General features: G+C 43.5%; 14 protein-coding genes and 3 tRNA genes. 2 read left to right on the top strand and 15 right to left on the bottom strand.

Translation table 11 applies throughout. From position 1 onward, the window contains the following. Window positions 1–5: 5 nt before the first annotated feature. The 8 genes from FG24_RS12995 to FG24_RS05100 form a co-directional block, all read right to left on the bottom strand. On the bottom strand, window positions 6–479 hold the full coding sequence (locus FG24_RS12995; RefSeq protein WP_432205670.1) for a type II secretion system protein GspD: 474 nt from the start codon (window positions 477–479) through the stop codon (window positions 6–8). Next, a complete protein-coding gene (locus FG24_RS05130) occupies window positions 463–1,875 on the bottom strand; it encodes a secretin N-terminal domain-containing protein (RefSeq protein ID WP_432205667.1) in 1,413 nt (470 codons plus the stop codon). Before FG24_RS05130 ends, FG24_RS12995 begins: the two co-directional genes overlap by 17 nt. Before the next feature lie 234 nt (window positions 1,876–2,109). Continuing rightward, entirely contained in the window at window positions 2,110–3,642 is a 1,533-nt protein-coding gene (locus FG24_RS05125; protein WP_036301718.1) for an ExeA family protein, read from the bottom strand. Window positions 3,643–3,673: 31 nt separating this feature from the next. After that, window positions 3,674–5,095 (bottom strand): sigma-54-dependent transcriptional regulator, encoded by a 1,422-nt coding sequence (locus FG24_RS05120; RefSeq protein ID WP_036301716.1) that lies wholly within the window; start codon window positions 5,093–5,095, stop codon window positions 3,674–3,676. 284 nt (window positions 5,096–5,379) lie between these two features. Beyond that, a complete protein-coding gene (locus FG24_RS05115) occupies window positions 5,380–5,865 on the bottom strand; it encodes a diguanylate cyclase domain-containing protein (protein ID WP_036301715.1) in 486 nt (161 codons plus the stop codon). A 197-nt stretch (window positions 5,866–6,062) separates the two neighbouring features. Beyond that, window positions 6,063–6,138, bottom strand: a tRNA-His gene (locus tag FG24_RS05110). 21 nt (window positions 6,139–6,159) lie between these two features. Beyond that, window positions 6,160–6,236, bottom strand: a tRNA-Arg gene (locus tag FG24_RS05105). 110 nt (window positions 6,237–6,346) lie between these two features. Next, a tRNA-Pro gene (locus FG24_RS05100) sits at window positions 6,347–6,423 on the bottom strand. Window positions 6,424–6,526: 103 nt separating this feature from the next. Here FG24_RS05100 and folD point away from each other — a divergent pair. Beyond that, window positions 6,527–7,393, top strand: a complete 867-nt coding sequence (gene folD / locus FG24_RS05095) for a bifunctional methylenetetrahydrofolate dehydrogenase/methenyltetrahydrofolate cyclohydrolase FolD (protein ID WP_036301714.1) — start codon at window positions 6,527–6,529, stop codon at window positions 7,391–7,393. Window positions 7,394–7,542: 149 nt separating this feature from the next. Then, entirely contained in the window at window positions 7,543–7,965 is a 423-nt protein-coding gene (gene dksA / locus FG24_RS05090) for an RNA polymerase-binding protein DksA (protein WP_036301711.1), read from the top strand. A 132-nt stretch (window positions 7,966–8,097) separates the two neighbouring features. Here the strand turns inward: dksA and pnp are convergent, their stop codons facing one another. The 7 genes from pnp to rimP all read right to left on the bottom strand — a co-directional run bounded on the left by pnp (window position 8,098) and on the right by rimP (window position 17,210). Continuing rightward, window positions 8,098–10,227 carry a polyribonucleotide nucleotidyltransferase gene (pnp, locus tag FG24_RS05085; protein ID WP_036301709.1) on the bottom strand — a complete coding sequence of 710 codons (2,130 nt, stop codon included), beginning with the start codon at window positions 10,225–10,227 and terminating at the stop codon, window positions 8,098–8,100. A gap of 139 nt (window positions 10,228–10,366) precedes the next feature. After that, window positions 10,367–10,636: a 30S ribosomal protein S15 gene (gene rpsO / locus FG24_RS05080; RefSeq protein WP_019899902.1), complete on the bottom strand. Its 270-nt coding sequence runs from the start codon at window positions 10,634–10,636 to the stop codon at window positions 10,367–10,369. A 148-nt stretch (window positions 10,637–10,784) separates the two neighbouring features. Then, window positions 10,785–11,693: a tRNA pseudouridine(55) synthase TruB gene (truB, locus tag FG24_RS05075; RefSeq protein WP_036301705.1), complete on the bottom strand. Its 909-nt coding sequence runs from the start codon at window positions 11,691–11,693 to the stop codon at window positions 10,785–10,787. Window positions 11,694–11,713: 20 nt separating this feature from the next. Further along, window positions 11,714–12,070 (bottom strand): 30S ribosome-binding factor RbfA, encoded by a 357-nt coding sequence (gene rbfA, locus FG24_RS05070; protein ID WP_036301702.1) that lies wholly within the window; start codon window positions 12,068–12,070, stop codon window positions 11,714–11,716. Between the two features lie 237 nt (window positions 12,071–12,307). Continuing rightward, window positions 12,308–15,049: a translation initiation factor IF-2 gene (gene infB / locus FG24_RS05065; protein WP_036301700.1), complete on the bottom strand. Its 2,742-nt coding sequence runs from the start codon at window positions 15,047–15,049 to the stop codon at window positions 12,308–12,310. Between the two features lie 136 nt (window positions 15,050–15,185). After that, window positions 15,186–16,652, bottom strand: coding sequence for a transcription termination factor NusA (gene nusA, locus FG24_RS05060; protein WP_036301698.1), 1,467 nt, complete (start codon window positions 16,650–16,652; stop codon window positions 15,186–15,188). 72 nt (window positions 16,653–16,724) lie between these two features. Then, complete coding sequence (gene rimP, locus FG24_RS05055; RefSeq protein ID WP_036301696.1) at window positions 16,725–17,210, bottom strand: ribosome maturation factor RimP; 486 nt, start codon at window positions 17,208–17,210, stop codon at window positions 16,725–16,727. Window positions 17,211–17,491 lie beyond the last annotated feature (281 nt).

The raw sequence follows: 17,491 nt of genomic DNA, 5'->3' as shown, positions 1-17,491 counted from the left end.
GCTAATTACCTTTCACTCTCGGCGTCTAATGTATTTCCCAGTTGCTGCGAAGGCAGATACTGTTTATAAGAGGCCAACTCATCACTTTCTAGGCTGGCGTTAACAATCACTGTCGGCCGTAGGAAAATAACCAACTCGGTTTTGCGGTTTGCATCATTCTGCCCAGTAAATACTTTCCCGACACCAGGCACCTTTGATAGGCCCGGCACTTTATCAGTATTCGTCAGCACATCATCTTGCATTAAACCACCAAGCACGGCTGTGTTACCGCTCAGAATCTGCAACATCGACTCCATTTCGCGCACTTGTATTTCAGGCACCAAACTTTCAATCGTTAAATTAGGATTTGGGTCTTTTTTGAACCCCAACACCCTTGAAACAGTTGGTCTGATATTAATATTCACATTACTCAAATCATTAATTTGAGGGGTAACACTCATCACGACACCAACAGGCACAGTATTAGGCGTGGTTGTCACAGTCGACAATATGCCCCCCCCCTACAGAACCCTGTGACTGCTGCGACTGCACCGTAAAGTAAACCAAATTATCAACCACTTTTAATACTGCCGTTTGATTATTAAGCACCATCAATTTAGGGCTAGACAACACTTTAGTTGATCCAAACTGCTCAAGTAAGTTAATAGATGCTGCAATATTACCTATTTTGCTGATTGGATTGAGATATCCAGCAACAAATCCCCCATTAGTAGCCACCCCAAATGCATTCGCCGTCGTAGTGAAGGTATTCCCTGTAGCGCTAATGCTGTTAGTTTGTGCACCCAATTGCTGCCTAAACTGAAAACCACTATTAGTCGCACTGTTATTTAGCCTGCTCCAATCAATACCAGCCTGAAAGCTATCACTAAGCCTCACTTCAACAATGGTAGCTTCAATCAACACCTGGCGCTTAGCACTAACAAGCACCTTATCCAGAAACTCCTGGACTCGCTCATGTTGCTTGTTGGTGCCACGCACACTGATAACACCAGCTTCACGGTTAGAAATGACATTGGCAGCAAACAAGGTTTTGTACTCAGTAAAAGCCTGTTGTGCATCCGTTTTTACATTAGCCTCAGTTTTTTGCGCACTCACTCCAGCGGCACCCACCGCCCCCTCTTTACCGCCTTGATTATCAAGGCGTGCCGATTGCTTATCTGCCTCTAATCTACCAATAATGATTTCTTTATCACTCTCTGCCAACAATGCGGTGATATTTTTTTCCAAGGTTTCCCAAAAGTGATTATTGGATTCACTTTTAACCGTAGTACGAGAACTATTATTCGCGCCCGTGCCTGACGTATTACTTGTTGTACCGCCGCCCGCATTAGAGCTCTGACCAGTACTGGAAATTTGACCATCCACCCCGATAAAACCAGCAGCATCACGCGACATATTCACATAATCCACTTTATAAGTTCTTAATACTGGTTGATCTGGCGTAATCGTCAGCACATTACCCTTAACGTTATAAGTCAAATCAACCTGTTTAGATAAGCGCTCTAGAATTGCCGGCAAGGTTTGGTCTACGGCATTTAAAGTCACACGCCCTTGAATGGCAGGGTGAATATCAACATTAAGCTTGCTGTCTCTTGCTATCGCAAACAACACCTCTTTCACTGGTGTGTCGTACACAACAATGCTGTAAACAGGCTCTTTAGCTTTAGGAGTAGGTGGCGGCAGATAAGGACTGTTAGTGACCGGCTTAGGAATAGCCGATGAAGATGTAGCTGGTTTTGTTATTACAGAAGGTGTTGAAGTATTTTGTCCATCAATATGCCCCTTTGATGGCTGAACTTTAGATTGATGCGAGCACGCTGTCATACACAAAACCAAGATCATACTCAGCATTGCTAATACTGTTTTATTATTCATCACGGCTTGGTTACCCCTAATTCTGCAACTTTATCTATTCGCTATGCATCTAGTTGCATGATACCGCAAAAATACAAATAGCAACAATTAGTTACAACGATAAATCAAGGTTATTGATTAGGTAACATACAAAAGTCCATTTTAAACACAGCTTGTATTAAATTCCACATGCTCAGACTGCTATCAACCTTAGTAAACGCCATTAAATTAAGCCATCACTAGCTAATATAGAAATTATGGCACTATCACTTCAGGAGCTAGCGCCATATCTTTACTAATACCAGCCAACGTCCTCAAATATGGCCGACTATTTTTAACATACGGCGGCAAGCTTTTTAAGGCGGCTAGTGCGTCCACCCTCTGCTCATACACACCATACAAGACCACTGTATACAAACCATCTTTTTGGTGCATACGATATAGGTAGATATTGTCTACCTCCACTTGCTGACTTAAACGCTCAAGCTCCATTGTTAACTGATGCTCTTCGCCCTCTGCACCCATCGGTAACGCGTTAGGTACCGATTTAATTTGTAGCAACACCGCACCGGGCTTTGCACTCTGCAATAACTTACTCATCGCATCCAAACGCTGATTCACCAAGCCTGCGCTGCTTTTGCTTTCTGTAGCATCAGATTTATCGCTAGCAATTACCGTCTCCTTCAAAACCGCTGGCGTACTAGCATTAGCCAACGCGGACAAATCATTGACACCCATTTGCGTGTTGGTAACAGCAACTGCGGATTGCTTTACCACCTGAGGCATGCTGGGCTTAGTTGCGGATAACTTAGCTATAGCAGGCTGAGTTTGCTGTACCGTCACATTAACACTTGCTTTCTGAGCAGTCGATTGCTGCCATAACATCACTGCGATTGATATAGCACTTAAAATAACAAGCAAGCCTATAAACCAAGTTACAAATTGCTTATATCGGCCAAACCGCTGTCCATAAGCACTTTCTGCAAACTCACTGTCTTGGATAGCGGCCTTAATGTGCTTAGGAGTTACCTGATAGACATTATCAGCAAACGCTGCCAGCAACGCCTTATCCGCTAAGATATTAACGCGTCTCACGAGGCCCTGTGCGGCATGTGATAGCTTTTTAATTGATGCATCCGTAAACAAATGTGGACCATGATAACCTGCTGCACGGAGTCTAAAAATTAAATACTCACCCACATCTTTGGTTTGTAATGGCCCCAAATTAAAGCGATGCGTAATGCGCTCGCGTAGCTGGCGAATTTGATCCTGATTTAAATTTTCATCCAGCTCTGGCTGACCAAATAACACAATCTGTAGCAGCTTATCTTGCTTAGTTTCCAAGTTGGACAACAAGCGAATCTCTTCCAGCGTTGCCAACGGCATGCCTTGTGCTTCTTCAACAAAGATCACCACTTGGCGACCTTCTGCATGGCGACTCAACAGATGGTCTTGCAATGCTTGCATCACCTTTAATCTATCGGCATCTTTAGGTAATTGCAGTTGTAGCTCAAAAGCAATCGCATGCAACACATCTTCAGGCGCTACACTTGGGTTCGCAAGATAGATGCTCTCAATTCTTTCAGGAAGTATCGTTTGCAACATCCGGCACAACATTGTTTTGCCGCTACCTACCTCACCAACCACTTTGATAATGCCTTCACCATTAGCAATGGCATACACTAAAGCATCAAGTATTGCCCCTCGATTACCACCAGAAAAGAAAAAATCTGTGTTTGGTGTAATCTTAAACGGGGGCTGCTGCAAACCAAAGTGTGGATAATACAAGTAATTTCCTAGAGAGGATCAGTAGTAACGATTATTCATCTTGCGTATTCATACGACTATACAGCGTTGTACGATTCACACTTAGCAATTTAGCAGCCTGACTCAAGTTGCCATGCGTCATCTTCATTGCTGCATCAATATAAGCACGCTCCCAAGACTTAAGCACCGCATCCAAACTGACATTCACTTGGCGCTGCAGGTGTTTTTGCGCTTGCGCCGTCATGCTCGCGTCATCGTTAAAATTAAACGTATCAGTGGTTGATGCTTGCTCACTTAAATCAAACTCGGCAATCAACTCACTTTCTTTAACGGTCTTACCAGAGTATTTGGCAATTAACCGTATCACAATATTTCTCAACTCACGCACATTGCCCGGAAAATCATAATCAAGCCACCGCACCTCGGCTTTAGTCTCAAGCTTAAATGGTGTCTTGTCGATTTGCTTGGTATAAAACTCAATAAAATGTTCACGCAACAAATGCTTATCATCCGTCAACTCACGTAGCGGCGGCACATGCACCGTAAACACACTCAAACGGTGATATAAGTCCGACCTAAACTTACCGGCACGCACTTCTGCTCTTAAATCCCGGTTAGTGGCAGCCACGATGCGCGCGCGACTTTTACGCGTTTGCGTTTCACCAATACGCTGATACTCACCATTTTCCAGCACGCGCAAAAGCTTAGCCTGCAGCTCTAAGGGCAATTCACCAATTTCATCTAAAAATAAAGTCCCTTCACCCGCATCCTCAAAATAGCCAGCATGTGCGGCCACTGCGCCAGTAAACGCGCCTTTTGCGTGCCCAAACAAGATAGATTCTGCCAACAATGGCGAAACCGCAGCACAATTAACAGATAAATAAGGATATAACAAACGCTGACTTGCAAAATGAAAGCTGCTCGCCACCAACTCTTTACCGCTACCAGACTCTCCTTCAATCAGCACAGGAAATGGAGAGTCTGCGAACTGCCTAATCTGCATACGTAGCGCCTGAATGGGTAGGCTATTGCCAAGCAAGCCACCATGCTCTTGCTCCACCCGCATTTCATTCAACTCAACGTCTTGAACCTTGAGCGCATTCAACAACATGTCTTTAAGCTTTTCTACATCACAAGGCTTCGCAATAAAGTCTACTGCCCCTAATGTCAGCGCATGCTTCACATTGACGTCATCACTTTGGCCCGAAAGTACATGAATTTTAATAGTAGGTGAATGTGTTAGCAGTGCGCTAATCACTTTAAAGCCTTCTTCTGGTGTATGTGGAGTAGGCGGCAACCCTAAGTCAACCAAAGCCAAAGCGGGAGGGGCATCTAACTGCTGAAGCAAACTCTTCAATTGCGTGTACGACTCAGCCACGCATACTTCAAAATATTTACTCAACACAAAATGTAAGGTATCAGTGATTAGCGGGTCATCATCAATAATCATCAATACAGGACGTAGTGCTGCCATTAACAAACCCTTTTTTTAAATTAGATAACAACTGTAACCAACGCCACTATAGCCTGAATAGTTTGATGTATCAATACTTTCACCAGCGTGTAACATGGGGCGAAATCCATGGGTCAAAATCGAAGTGAAACCCATCAAACAAATACACTCGTCATTTAAAACAATCATCGAACTGTTTTAACCAACTGTTCGCAACGAACAATTATTGATGATCATAAAAAAACATGAACACAAACATTCAACAACAGTTAGCCCGGCTAAATCAACAACTCAGCTTTCTGACTTTAATCTAATGCCAGCATTTGACTAGATAAGGTATCCCGGTGTTTTTTCAGATGGGCCAAGAACTCGGTGCCACTTAACTCTCTAAGCTTCTGATTTAATTCTTTATCATCACTTGGGAAACTAAAAATCGACGCATTTTGTACAACCGCTTTCAAACCACCATGCTCAGAGTCCTGAATGATGTTTCTTACCTTATCCTGAACTTTCTCGGTGGCTGGCGTATACGGCACAATAATCCAAAAGTCACTGCCTATCCTAGCAACCAGATCCGTATTCCTAAAGGTTTTTTTAAGATGGCTTGTCATTGTGACAAGCTGCTCAGCGGCCTCTTTTGCACCATAAGCATTACCAAGCTCATTTTTATCGCCGTGATCAATATGAACCAAACCGAACGGCATCGGGCACAGATATCTCGACATGATGGCCATCAGCCATTCAAATATAAAAAGAAAACGATCTTTATTCTCAATGTCTTCAATTAGCATGATCTTCTGAACCCCACATTAAATTTAATGATTGGTTGCGATAACTGCCAGTACAAATTCACTTAGATGCCGAGCAATACTTTAGTATGCACTTGATACTATCTTAATAGAATTAAGTTAATCAAGAGTAATTTTACTTAGCGGAAAGGTAAAGCAGAAAGAAATAAGCCTCACATCGCTGTGAGGCTTATTAAATATGGGGTGGCTGATGGGGCTCGAACCCACGACAACAGGAATCACAATCCTGGACTCTACCAACTGAGCTACAGCCACCATAGAGACTTTAAATTTTTATGGCCTGCCCGACAGGAATCGAACCTGTAACCCCCAGCTTAGAAGGCTGGTGCTCTATCCGGTTGAGCTACGGGCAGATTTTGGTTACAAGACTTTATGTCATCTACAACATAAAATACTATACTTTTCGGGCTGACTTTTAATTTGGGTGTTAAAAGAAAAACTTACTTTTAACACCCAAAAATTTTGGTCGGCGTGGAGAGATTCGAACTCCCGACATCCTGCTCCCAAAGCAGGCGCGCTACCAGGCTACGCTACACGCCGAAGAGGCAGTAATATAACCAAAACTAAGATTAAGGTCAATCGCTATATGCTAAAATGACGTTTTATTTTACAAATTAATTGAATTTTTAGATTCTGACACCCAATGACTGCTCAAATTATCAATGGCAAAGCGATTGCCGACAATTTATTAGACTCAATCAAAGAAAGAATCAACCAACGCCTGCTAGCCAACAAACGAGCCCCAGGGCTTGCGGTTATCTTACTAGGTGAAGACCCTGCCTCTGCTATCTATGTGCGCAACAAACGCCTAGCCTGTGAAAAGGTTGGCATTCGCTCCGTTGCCTATAACTTACCGACATCAACTACTGAGCAAGAGTTACTTGCTTTAATCGCGCAGCTCAACCAAGACAACACGATAGATGGCATTCTGGTGCAGTCACCACTGCCGCCGCAAATCAAAGAGGAACACGTCATTGAATGCATTAGCCCGAATAAAGACGTAGATGGATTCCATCCATACAACATCGGGCGCTTAGCTGTACGCCAGCCTACGTTACGCTCATGCACGCCATTTGGTGTAATCAAACTACTTGAGGCAACCAACATCAACCTCATGGGCTTAGATGCTGTTGTAGTTGGGGTGTCGAACCACGTGGGTCGACCAATGGGCTTAGAGCTACTGCTAGCAGGCTGCACCGTGACTAGCTGCCATCGCCACACCAAAGACCTAGGGAAAATTGTCGCAAATGCCGACTTAATCGTTGCCGCAGCCGGCAAAGCTGGCTTAATCAAAGGTGAGTGGATTAAGCCTGGCGCCATCGTGGTTGACATTGGCATCAACCGTTTAGAAGATGGTCGCATCTGTGGCGATGTTGATTTCAACATAGCAAAAGAGCGGGCAGGCTGGATTACCCCAGTACCTGGCGGCGTGGGTCCAATGACTGTTGCCACCCTAATGGAGAACACGCTACTTTCGCTAGAGCTTAGCGAACAAGACGCCATTATTTAATCGTATTAAATCAATTAGATAGAGGTATGTAAATTACGGTTTTGCATCAAACCGTTAATCAGTGTACACTCATGCGCTAATTTTAGAACTAGCAGTTTAGCTAGTGCAGTTTTCAATATTTTTAACTTTTTTGTATTTGGGTAATTATTATGGCAGATGTAATTAGTAAGCAGTTCACGCCTTATCAGCCGAAGCCTGATGAAGAATACATGAGCAAAACTCAGCTAGCGCATTTTCGTTCAATTTTAAATGACTGGAAATCTGAGCTAAGCCAAGAGCTTGATCGCACCGTACACACGATGCAAGATGAAGTGACGATGTTTGCTGACCCTAACGATAGAGCCAGCCAAGAGTCTGATATGACGCTTGAATTACGCAACCGCGACCGCGAGCGTAAACTCATCAAGAAAATTGACGAAACCTTACGCAACATCGAGCACGATGAGTACGGTTACTGCGAAGGTTGCGGTATTGAGATTGGCTTAAAACGCTTAGAAGCACGCCCTACCGCCACCCTATGTATCGATTGCAAAACTTTAGACGAGCTTAGAGAACGCCAAGTCGCTAAGTAAGCACTCAAACTTACCGTTTAACGCATTTAAGCTTTCTTATTCAATCAACTTAAATATGCTCTAAATCATTTGATAACAAAAAGCCCGCATAAGCGGGCTTTTTGTTATCTAGCAAGCGATGACGTTTTAATATTACTCGTCAGCTTCTGTTTCAGCTTTTGCTTCTGCAACTGGCGGATCAATCAAAGCTTTCATGCTTAGACGTACACGACCTTTTTCATCAGCCTCAACCACTTTCACCTTCACTACATCGCCTTCTTTCAAGAAGTCAGCAACTGCATTTACACGTTGATGTGCAATTTGTGAAATATGTAGCAAGCCATCTTTACCTGGAATCAAAGTAACGATTGCACCGAAATCAAGTAACTTGATCACAGTACCTTCATAGGTTTGACCCACTTCAACTTCAGCAGTGATTTCTGCGATACGGCGTTGCGCTTCAGCACCTTGCTCAGAGCTAGTGCATGCAATTTTCACAGTACCGTCATCTTCGATATCAATCGTTGTGCCAGTTTCTTCAGTTAAAGCACGAATCACCGCACCACCCTTACCGATCACATCACGGATTTTTTCAGGGTTGATTTTCATCGTGATAATGCGCGGTGCAAATTGTGACATTTCAGCACTAGCACCACTCACCGCTTGTTTCATAATACCCAAGATATGCGCACGGCCTTCTTTAGCCTGGGCTAAAGCCACTTGCATGATTTGTGCAGTGATACCTGTGATTTTGATGTCCATTTGCAAGGCAGTGATACCATCTTCTGTACCAGCTACTTTAAAGTCCATATCACCCAGGTGATCTTCATCACCCAAGATGTCAGTCAACACAGCAACACGGTTACCTTCTTTGATCAAGCCCATTGCAATACCTGCAACGTGATTTTTCATTGGTACGCCAGCATCCATCAATGCTAAACAGCCACCACATACAGAAGCCATTGAGCTTGAACCGTTAGATTCTGTAATCTCAGAAACCACACGCATCGTGTAATCAAAATCCTCTTTAGCTGGTAATGCAGCCACCAAAGCACGTTTAGCTAAACGGCCATGACCGATTTCACGACGTTTTGGTGTACCTACGCGACCAGTTTCACCAGTTGCGTATGGAGGCATGTTGTAATGCAGCATAAAGCGGTCATTGTATTCGCCTTGCAATGCATCAATGGTTTGCTCATCGCGGCCAGTACCTAATGTAGCCACTACTAACGCCTGTGTTTCACCACGTGTAAACAGTGCTGAACCATGTGTACGTGGCAACACGCCAGTACGGATACTGATAGGACGCACAGTACGTGTATCACGACCATCAATACGTGGCTCGCCATTTAGAATTTGGCTACGTACAGTTTTAGCTTCTAAATTAAAGATTTCGTTTTTAATTTTGTTAGCTTCAGAGGTTGAAGTTTCTTCAGTAATCAACTCACCTAATACACGGCTGGTGATTTCATCTAATTTAGCTGAGCGTGCGCCCTTCGCTTTAATTTGGAATGCAGCATTAATATCAGCAGCAGCTAAGCTAGCTACTTTTTCAATCAATGCAGTATCTGGCTCTGGAGCAACCCAGTCCCAAGCATCTTTACCAGCCTCAGCTGTTAATTCGCCAATCATTTTAATCACAGCTTGCATTTGCTCATGACCATAAACAACCGCGCCCAGCATCACTTCTTCTGAAAGCTCTTTAGCTTCAGACTCAACCATCATTACAGCAGTTTCAGTAGCAGCAACCACCAAATCAAGCTCGGTTTCTTCTAATTGCACTTTAGTCGGGTTCAATACGTATTCTTCATTGATATAACCAACACGTGCCGCACCTAGTGGACCGTAATATGGAATACCTGACAATGACATTGCTGCTGATGCACCGATAATTGCAGGAATATCTGCATCGATTTCTGGATCTGATGACAACACAGTTGCCACCACTTGCACTTCGTTATAAAACGCTTCTGGGAACAGCGGGCGTAATGGACGGTCGATCAAGCGGCTAGTCAGTGTTTCTTTTTCTGAAGGACGGCCTTCACGTTTGAAAAAACCACCTGGGATTTTACCCGCAGCATAGGTTTTTTCCATGTAATCTACAGTCAATGGAAAGAAGTCTTGACCTGCTTTAACTTCACGCTTGCTGGTAACTGCCACTAACACTACCGTATCACCGTAGCTCACCATCACTGCAGCATCTGCCTGACGTGAGATTTCACCAGTTTCAAGGGTTAGCGTGTGCGCGCCGTATTGAATACTTTTAGTAACTTTATTAAACATTTATTTTCCTTTTTCAACAGACTGTTATTCACTACCCAATAACAATCTAACAATAAAAAAAGCCGACGCATATTGATGCTATCGGCTTTTTACAGCAATTATATAAGTGAAGCCAAAAAGCTAAGCACTTTTATAACTGTTACTTACGCAGACCTAAACGTTGAATCAATGTTTGATAACGGCTAGAGTCTTTACGTTTTAGATAGTCTAACAGGCTACGACGTTGGCTAACCAAAGCTAACAAACCACGACGTGAGTGGTTATCTTTTTTGTTAGATTTGAAATGCTCTGTTAGGTATGTGATACGGCTAGTTAAAAGTGCAACTTGCACTTCTGGGCTTGCTGTATCATTTGGTGCGCGTTGATATTCTGCAACGATTTTCGCGGTGTCTTGTGCTGTAATTGCCATAACTTTTTCCTAATTTAGATGTTTTGCGTCAATACAAAAGTAGCCTAGAATCTGTTTTAGAAACCAACCCACTCATGCATTCATTTACATGAACCGTGCATTATAGTGACAACTTTACTGCTTAACAAGTTATTTTAGCAAATAGCCTTTAATTATTTACTTGCTGCATCAATCGCTTAGGTGCAATCTTTCCGTCACTTTGTTGCTCACCCAGGCCTAAAAACACACTCCGCTCATCATACAGGCGCAACAAGCCTGCTGGTATATTGCCACTCCGCCACACTGCCTGACCTTGCATTAAATAAAAAGCACTATCAGCATCGAGTATCACAGATGGCAAATAATCCACCGCTGTTTCAGGCGGCGCTAATTTAGCCAATCGCTCCTCACTACCCAGCGCTTCAAATGCCTCTAAAGTAATGGTTTCAGCAATCACATAATTCGCAGTGGCAGTTCTACGCAAACCAATTAGATGTGCGCCACAGCCCAAATGTGCGCCTATATCTTCGGCGAGGGTGCGAATATACGTGCCTTTAGTACAGGTTACTTCAATTTCAGCGACATCACCCGCAAAACTAAGCACTTTAATGGCATGGATAGTGACCGTACGCACCTTACGTTCAATTTCCACACCTTCACGCGCATATTCATACAGCGCTTTACCCTCGTGCTTTAAAGCTGAGTACATGGGTGGGATTTGATTGATAAGGCCAACAAACTTGCGGCAAGCTTCACTAAACTGATCGCGAGTGACATTGACAGGAAAGGTGTTGAGCACTGCGCCTTCAGCATCGCCAGTAGCCGTTGTAATGCCTAACTTCATGGTAGCGTGATAGGTTTTATCTGCATCGGTTAGATAATGAGCAAATTTAGTTGCCTCGCCAAAGCAGAGTGGCAATAAGCCTGTTGCCAATGGATCTAAAGTGCCAGTGTGGCCGGCTTTGGCCGCCTGTAGCAACCACTTAACTCTTTGCAGCGCTTGGTTAGAAGAAAAACCTAAGGGTTTATCTAATAACAGAATACCGTTAATATTTTTTTTGACTCTTTTGAATTGCAAAGGAAGGTAACTTCTGAGAATTAAGACTTATTTTTATCTGAAGCGATCGCCTCATCAATTAATTTAGACATCATCATGCCATTATCAATCGATGCATCGTAAACAAAATGCAATTGTGGCACTGTGCGTAATAGCATACGTTTTGCTAACTGCGTACGTAGAAAACCTGCTGACTTTTCAAGCCCTTGCTGCATGCTTTCACTCGCTTTGGCGGCGCTGTAAAAAATCTTAGCATGCGCCATATCGCCAGTGACTTCAACAGCAGTCACCGTGACCATGCCCACGCGCGGGTCTTTAATTTCGAACATTAACAAATCTGCGATTTCTCGTTGCATTTGCTCAGCCACACGGTGACTACGTGAAAAATCTTTTGCCATTCTAATCCTAAATAACGCTGAACTTACTCTCTTAAACCTTGGTCACTTAAATCTTGAGCCATCTAGATATTAGCTATCTAACCTCATCACCCATAGAGCCCACATCAACGCCAAAACTAAGCGTCAACATAGTTAAGCACAACCAGATACAACCTAAATATATGCAGATTGTGTAATCTTTACACTACAACAATCGCATGCCTACAACACATAAAGGTCATAGGCATTTACTGTTAACTATAAGGTACGCGCTACTTCTACCATTTCATACACTTCTAAGATATCACCAACCTCAATATCGTTGTAGCCTTTTAATGACAGACCGCATTCAAAGTTGTTTTTAACTTCTTTAACATCATCTTTAAAGCGTTTTAGTGAATCCAACTCACCAGTATGCACGATCACGTTATTACGCAAGATGCGTACTTTAGAGTTACGTTTAATCATACCGTCTTGTACATAGCAACCAGCAATCGCACCAATTTTAGAAATACGGAACACTTCACGTACTTCTACTGTACCAATCATGCTCTCTTTTTGCTCTGGTGCCAACATGCCGCCAAGCGCTGCTTTGATTTCGTCTACTGCTTCATAAATAATGTTGTAGTAACGTACATCCACACCTAAAGTATCAATCAATTTACGTGCGCCAGAGTCGGCACGCACACTGAAACCAATCAACACTGCTTTAGAAGCTGCTGCCAAGTTCACATCTGACTCGCTGATTGCACCAACACCGGTATGAATAATATTCACTTTCACTTCGCTGGTAGATAGTTTTTGCAAACTTGTCGCCAATGCTTCGTATGAACCCTGTACGTCCGACTTGATAATCAAACCAAGTGTTTGCACTTCGCCTGATTCCATTTGTTCGAACATGTTTTCCAGTTTTGCCGCTTGCTGTTTAGCAAGCTTCACATCGCGGTATTTACCTTGACGGAACAATGCAATTTCACGTGCTTTACGCTCGTCATTCAACACGATCACTTCTTCACCCGCGCTAGGCACATCAGACAAGCCTAGAATTTCCACTGGCATAGATGGGCCTGCCTCTTGAATATCTTTACCAGTTTCGTCCAACATCGCACGCACTTTACCAAACGTAGTGCCGGCTAAGATCATGTCGCCACGTTTCAACGTACCTGACTGCACTAGAATCGTTGCCACTGAACCGCGACCTTTATCTAGACGGCCTTCAATCACCAAACCTTTTGCTGGGGTATTTTTAGGCGCTTGTAACTCTAACACTTCAGCCTGCAACAGCACAGCTTCTAGCAAGTCATCAATACCTTGACCAGTTTTCGCTGAAACTGGACGGAACATGACGTCACCACCAAAGTCTTCTGGTACAACTTCTTGGCTCACCAACTCCATTTTTACGCGCTCAGGATCTGCATCTGGCTTATCAATTTTATTGATCGCAACAACAATCGGCACACCCGCTGCTTTAGCATGGTGAATCGCCTCAATCGTCTGCGGCATCACGCCATCATCTGCTGAAACAACCAGAATCACGATGTCGGTCGCTTTAGCACCACGCGCACGCATCGCAGTAAACGCTTCATGGCCTGGAGTATCTAAGAATGTCACCATTCCGCGCGGTGTTTCTACGTGGTAAGCGCCAATGTGCTGCGTAATACCACCAGCCTCACCCGTTGCCACACGGCTACGGCGGATGTAATCCAACAATGAAGTTTTACCGTGGTCTACGTGACCCATCACAGTAACAACAGGTGGACGTGTTTCCATGACAGCTTCAGCATGTTCAGCTTCTTCGATAAACGCATCAGGATCATTCGGTGCTGCAGCTTGGGCTTTATGACCCATTTCTTCCACAATAATAATCGCGGTTTCTTGGTCCAGCACTTGGTTGATGGTTACCATCATGCCCATGCCCATCAAAGTCTTAATCACTTCGCCTGACTTCACTGACATTTTGTGCGCCAAGTCAGCCACAGTAATCGTTTCCGGCACTAATACTTCATATACCAACGGCTCGGTTGGCGCTGTAAAGGCATGCTGCTGATCATCATCATGATGCTTATTGCCGCCCTTACCTTTAGGCGCACGCCAGCCAGCTTTACCACCTGCAACATCCCCACGTGTTTTTAATCCACGCTTCTTGTTCTCAGCATCAGTCCACTCTTTATTGTTACCTTTGCCTTTTTTCGCATCTTTTGCACCTGGTTTTTCAGCACCTTCTTTGGCGACAGGCTTATGCAATGTACCTTCTGAAAGCTTAGCTGCTTTTACTTTAGCCGCTTCAGCTTCTGCCAGTTTTCTAGCTTCTTCGTCTAAACGACGTTGTGCTAACTCTTCTTTTTTGCGCTTATCTTCTGCTTGCAATGCTAACAACGTAGCATGGCGCTTAGCCTCTTGTTCACGCAGCGCAATCTCTTCTGCACCAAGCAAATCTTTACGACTAATGGTTTGCTGTCTAACGACAACTTTTTCAGGCTCAACCACCGGTTCAACAGGCGCTTCGATTGCTACTGGCGCGACAACTTCAGGCTCCGGAACAACCACAGCTTCAACCACTTCAGGCTCAACGACCTCCACAGGCAATGGCTCTTCGACCACTGGCGCGATTACCTCTTCAGGCACATCAACCGGCTCAACCACGTCTGCAATGGTTTCAGCAACAACGTCTTCCACAATTTCATCTTCAGCCATGTCAGCATCTTCACGCTGTTCTATCACACGTTTTTTACGAACTTCTACTTGAATCGTGCGTGCTTTACCGGTGTTGTCGGTTTTTTTGATTTCTGTGTTTGATTTACGGGTGAGCGTAATTTTATTTTTAGGAGCAAGCGTACCGTGCTCTTTACGCAAATGATCCAGCAATGCCGATTTGTCATGTTCACTTAGCTCATCATCTGCGCTTGTTTTATGCACGCCAGCACTTTTAAGCTGTTCTAATAACAATGCCGTTGGCAGCTTTAATTCGCCAGCAAATTGTTCTACGGTTGTTTGTGCCATCTTGTTGCTCCAGTATTCTTTTTTCTAAGCTTTATTGCCTAGCATTACTACTCATTATTACTTAGCCTCAGTTCGGTCAACGTTCATTGACCGATACCCACAAAGCTCTACATTTGAATGTTATTTAAACCCAATATCACTTAAACCAAGGTGCGCGTGCAGTCATAATGAGTGCCTTTGCTCGCTCTTCGTCCATATTCGTCAACTCAACCAACTCATCAATCGCCAGTTCAGCCAAATCATCCATCGTTGAAATACCTTTTGCCGCTAATTGATGTGCAGTCGCATCATCCATACCTTCTAACGTCAACAAGTCTTCAGCAGCTTCTTCCACTTTTTCTTCTTTAGCGATAGCCTCTGTCAACAATGCTGCACGAGCACGTTTACGTAATTCTTCTACCGTATCTTCATCAAAAGCTTCAATTTGATTCATTTCAGCCAATGGAACATAAGCGATTTCTTCCAAAGTACTAAAGCCTTCTTGCACTAGAATTTCAGCCACCTCTTCGTCCACGTCCAACTTTTCCATGAACAATTGACTAACACCAGCATACTCTTCTTGATTTTTCTGTGCAGCTTGGTCAACCGTCAAGATATTGAGCGTCCAACCTGTTAACTCTGATGCTAAGCGCACATTTTGACCATTGCGACCAATCGCTAATGCCAATTGCTCTTCTTCCACCACAACATCCATGCTATGTGCATCTTCATCCACAACGATGCTAGATACTTCAGCTGGTGACATTGCGTTAATGACAAATTGCGCTGGCTCCATGCTCCATAAAACGATATCCACACGCTCGCCAGCTAACTCACCAGTCACCGCTTGCACGCGTGAACCGCGCATACCAACACAGGTACCAACTGGATCCAAACGCTGATCATTGCTCTTCACTGCAATTTTAGAACGCAAACCAGGATCACGTGCTGCTGAACGAATTTCCAATAAACCTTCTTCAATCTCAGGCACTTCCAACTCAAACAAGCGCACTAAGAACTCTGGCGTGACTCTAGATAAGATCAACTGAGGACCACGACCACTGCGCTCTATGCGTAGCAAATACGCACGCACACGGTCACCAACACGTAAGTTCTCTTTTGGAATCATTTGCTCACGCGGCAACAATGACTCAATGCGACCCACTTCAATAATCGCATTGCCTTTTTCCATACGCTTGATTACACCAGTCACCAGCTTTTCATCACGCGCCAAGAAGTCTTGCAAGATTTGCTCGCGCTCAGCCTCACGTACTTTTTGCAAAATCACTTGCTTAGCAGCTTGTGCTCCAATACGGCCAAACTCAAGGTTTTCTAAAGGCTCTTCGTAATAATCGCCAATCGTTAAGCCTTTTGAGCGGTCATCTTCCTCATCGATTTGATAGGCCGAGTTTTCGAGCAAGTCGTAATCAACATACTGCCAGCGTCTAAATGTTTGATACTCGCCAGACTCACGATCAATTGCAACGCGCACATCGGCATCATCGTGATGTTTTTTCTTTGTAGCCGAAGCCAAAGCCAGCTCCAACGCGGTAAATATGACGTTTTTATCAACGTTTTTTTCATGCGCCAAGGCATCTACCAACAATAAAATTTCACGACTCATTTTCAATCTCCGACTATATATTGCAGGTTAACTGCCTTATTTATTAAATTCTTACACTACAAACACTTGCATTTAAAACACTGGATTTAACCGTGCTTTATCAATATTACTAAGCGCCATTTTGTAGATTGCACCCTCAAAATCAAGCATCAAGTGCCCATCTTCAACGCCTTGAATCAATCCTAAAAAGGTCTTTCTAGGCAAGGTAGTCTCTGTTGCATTAGGTCCTTCATCTTTCACACCAACGCGCAACTTAATAGATACACGTTCACCAACAAACCGTAGGTAGTCAGATTCTTTCTTCAGCACGCGATCTATGCCTGGTGACGACACTTCCAAGCGGTCATAATCAATTTCATGCTCAACCGCTAGCAAATTACCTAATTGGTTGCTTACCAGCACGCAATCGTCAATATTTACGCTATCTTTCATATCAACAGGATTTTGTTTATCAATAAACACGCGCAATAATTTGCCACGATTGGAAATCTCCAAATCAACAAGCTCATAGCCTAACTGACTTACCGACTTTTCTATTAACGTTTGCAAATCTTGCATAAACTCCACCCTTTACTCTCACCGCACAATCTGAACATGAATACGCAGATTGCAGAAACAAAAAATGGGCACAAAGCCCATCAAAAAATTCATCCGCATTATACCAATCAATTCAATGAATTGGAAACACTACAGTTAATAAAGTTTGCTTTTAACGCTTTTTACATAAATTACCCGCTTATATTCTTTTTAGTTATAAATTTATTCAAAATAATTATTTTTAATTATTAAATAGTTTATTTATAGTGCGTACTTTCTTACTTATTCAACATTAACAGCCA

Source organism: Methylotenera sp. L2L1, from assembly GCF_000744605.1.
GTDB lineage: Bacteria > Pseudomonadota > Gammaproteobacteria > Burkholderiales > Methylophilaceae > Methylotenera.
The sequence above is the reverse complement of the archived record's forward strand: the minus strand, read 5'-3'. Positions and strand labels throughout refer to the sequence as shown.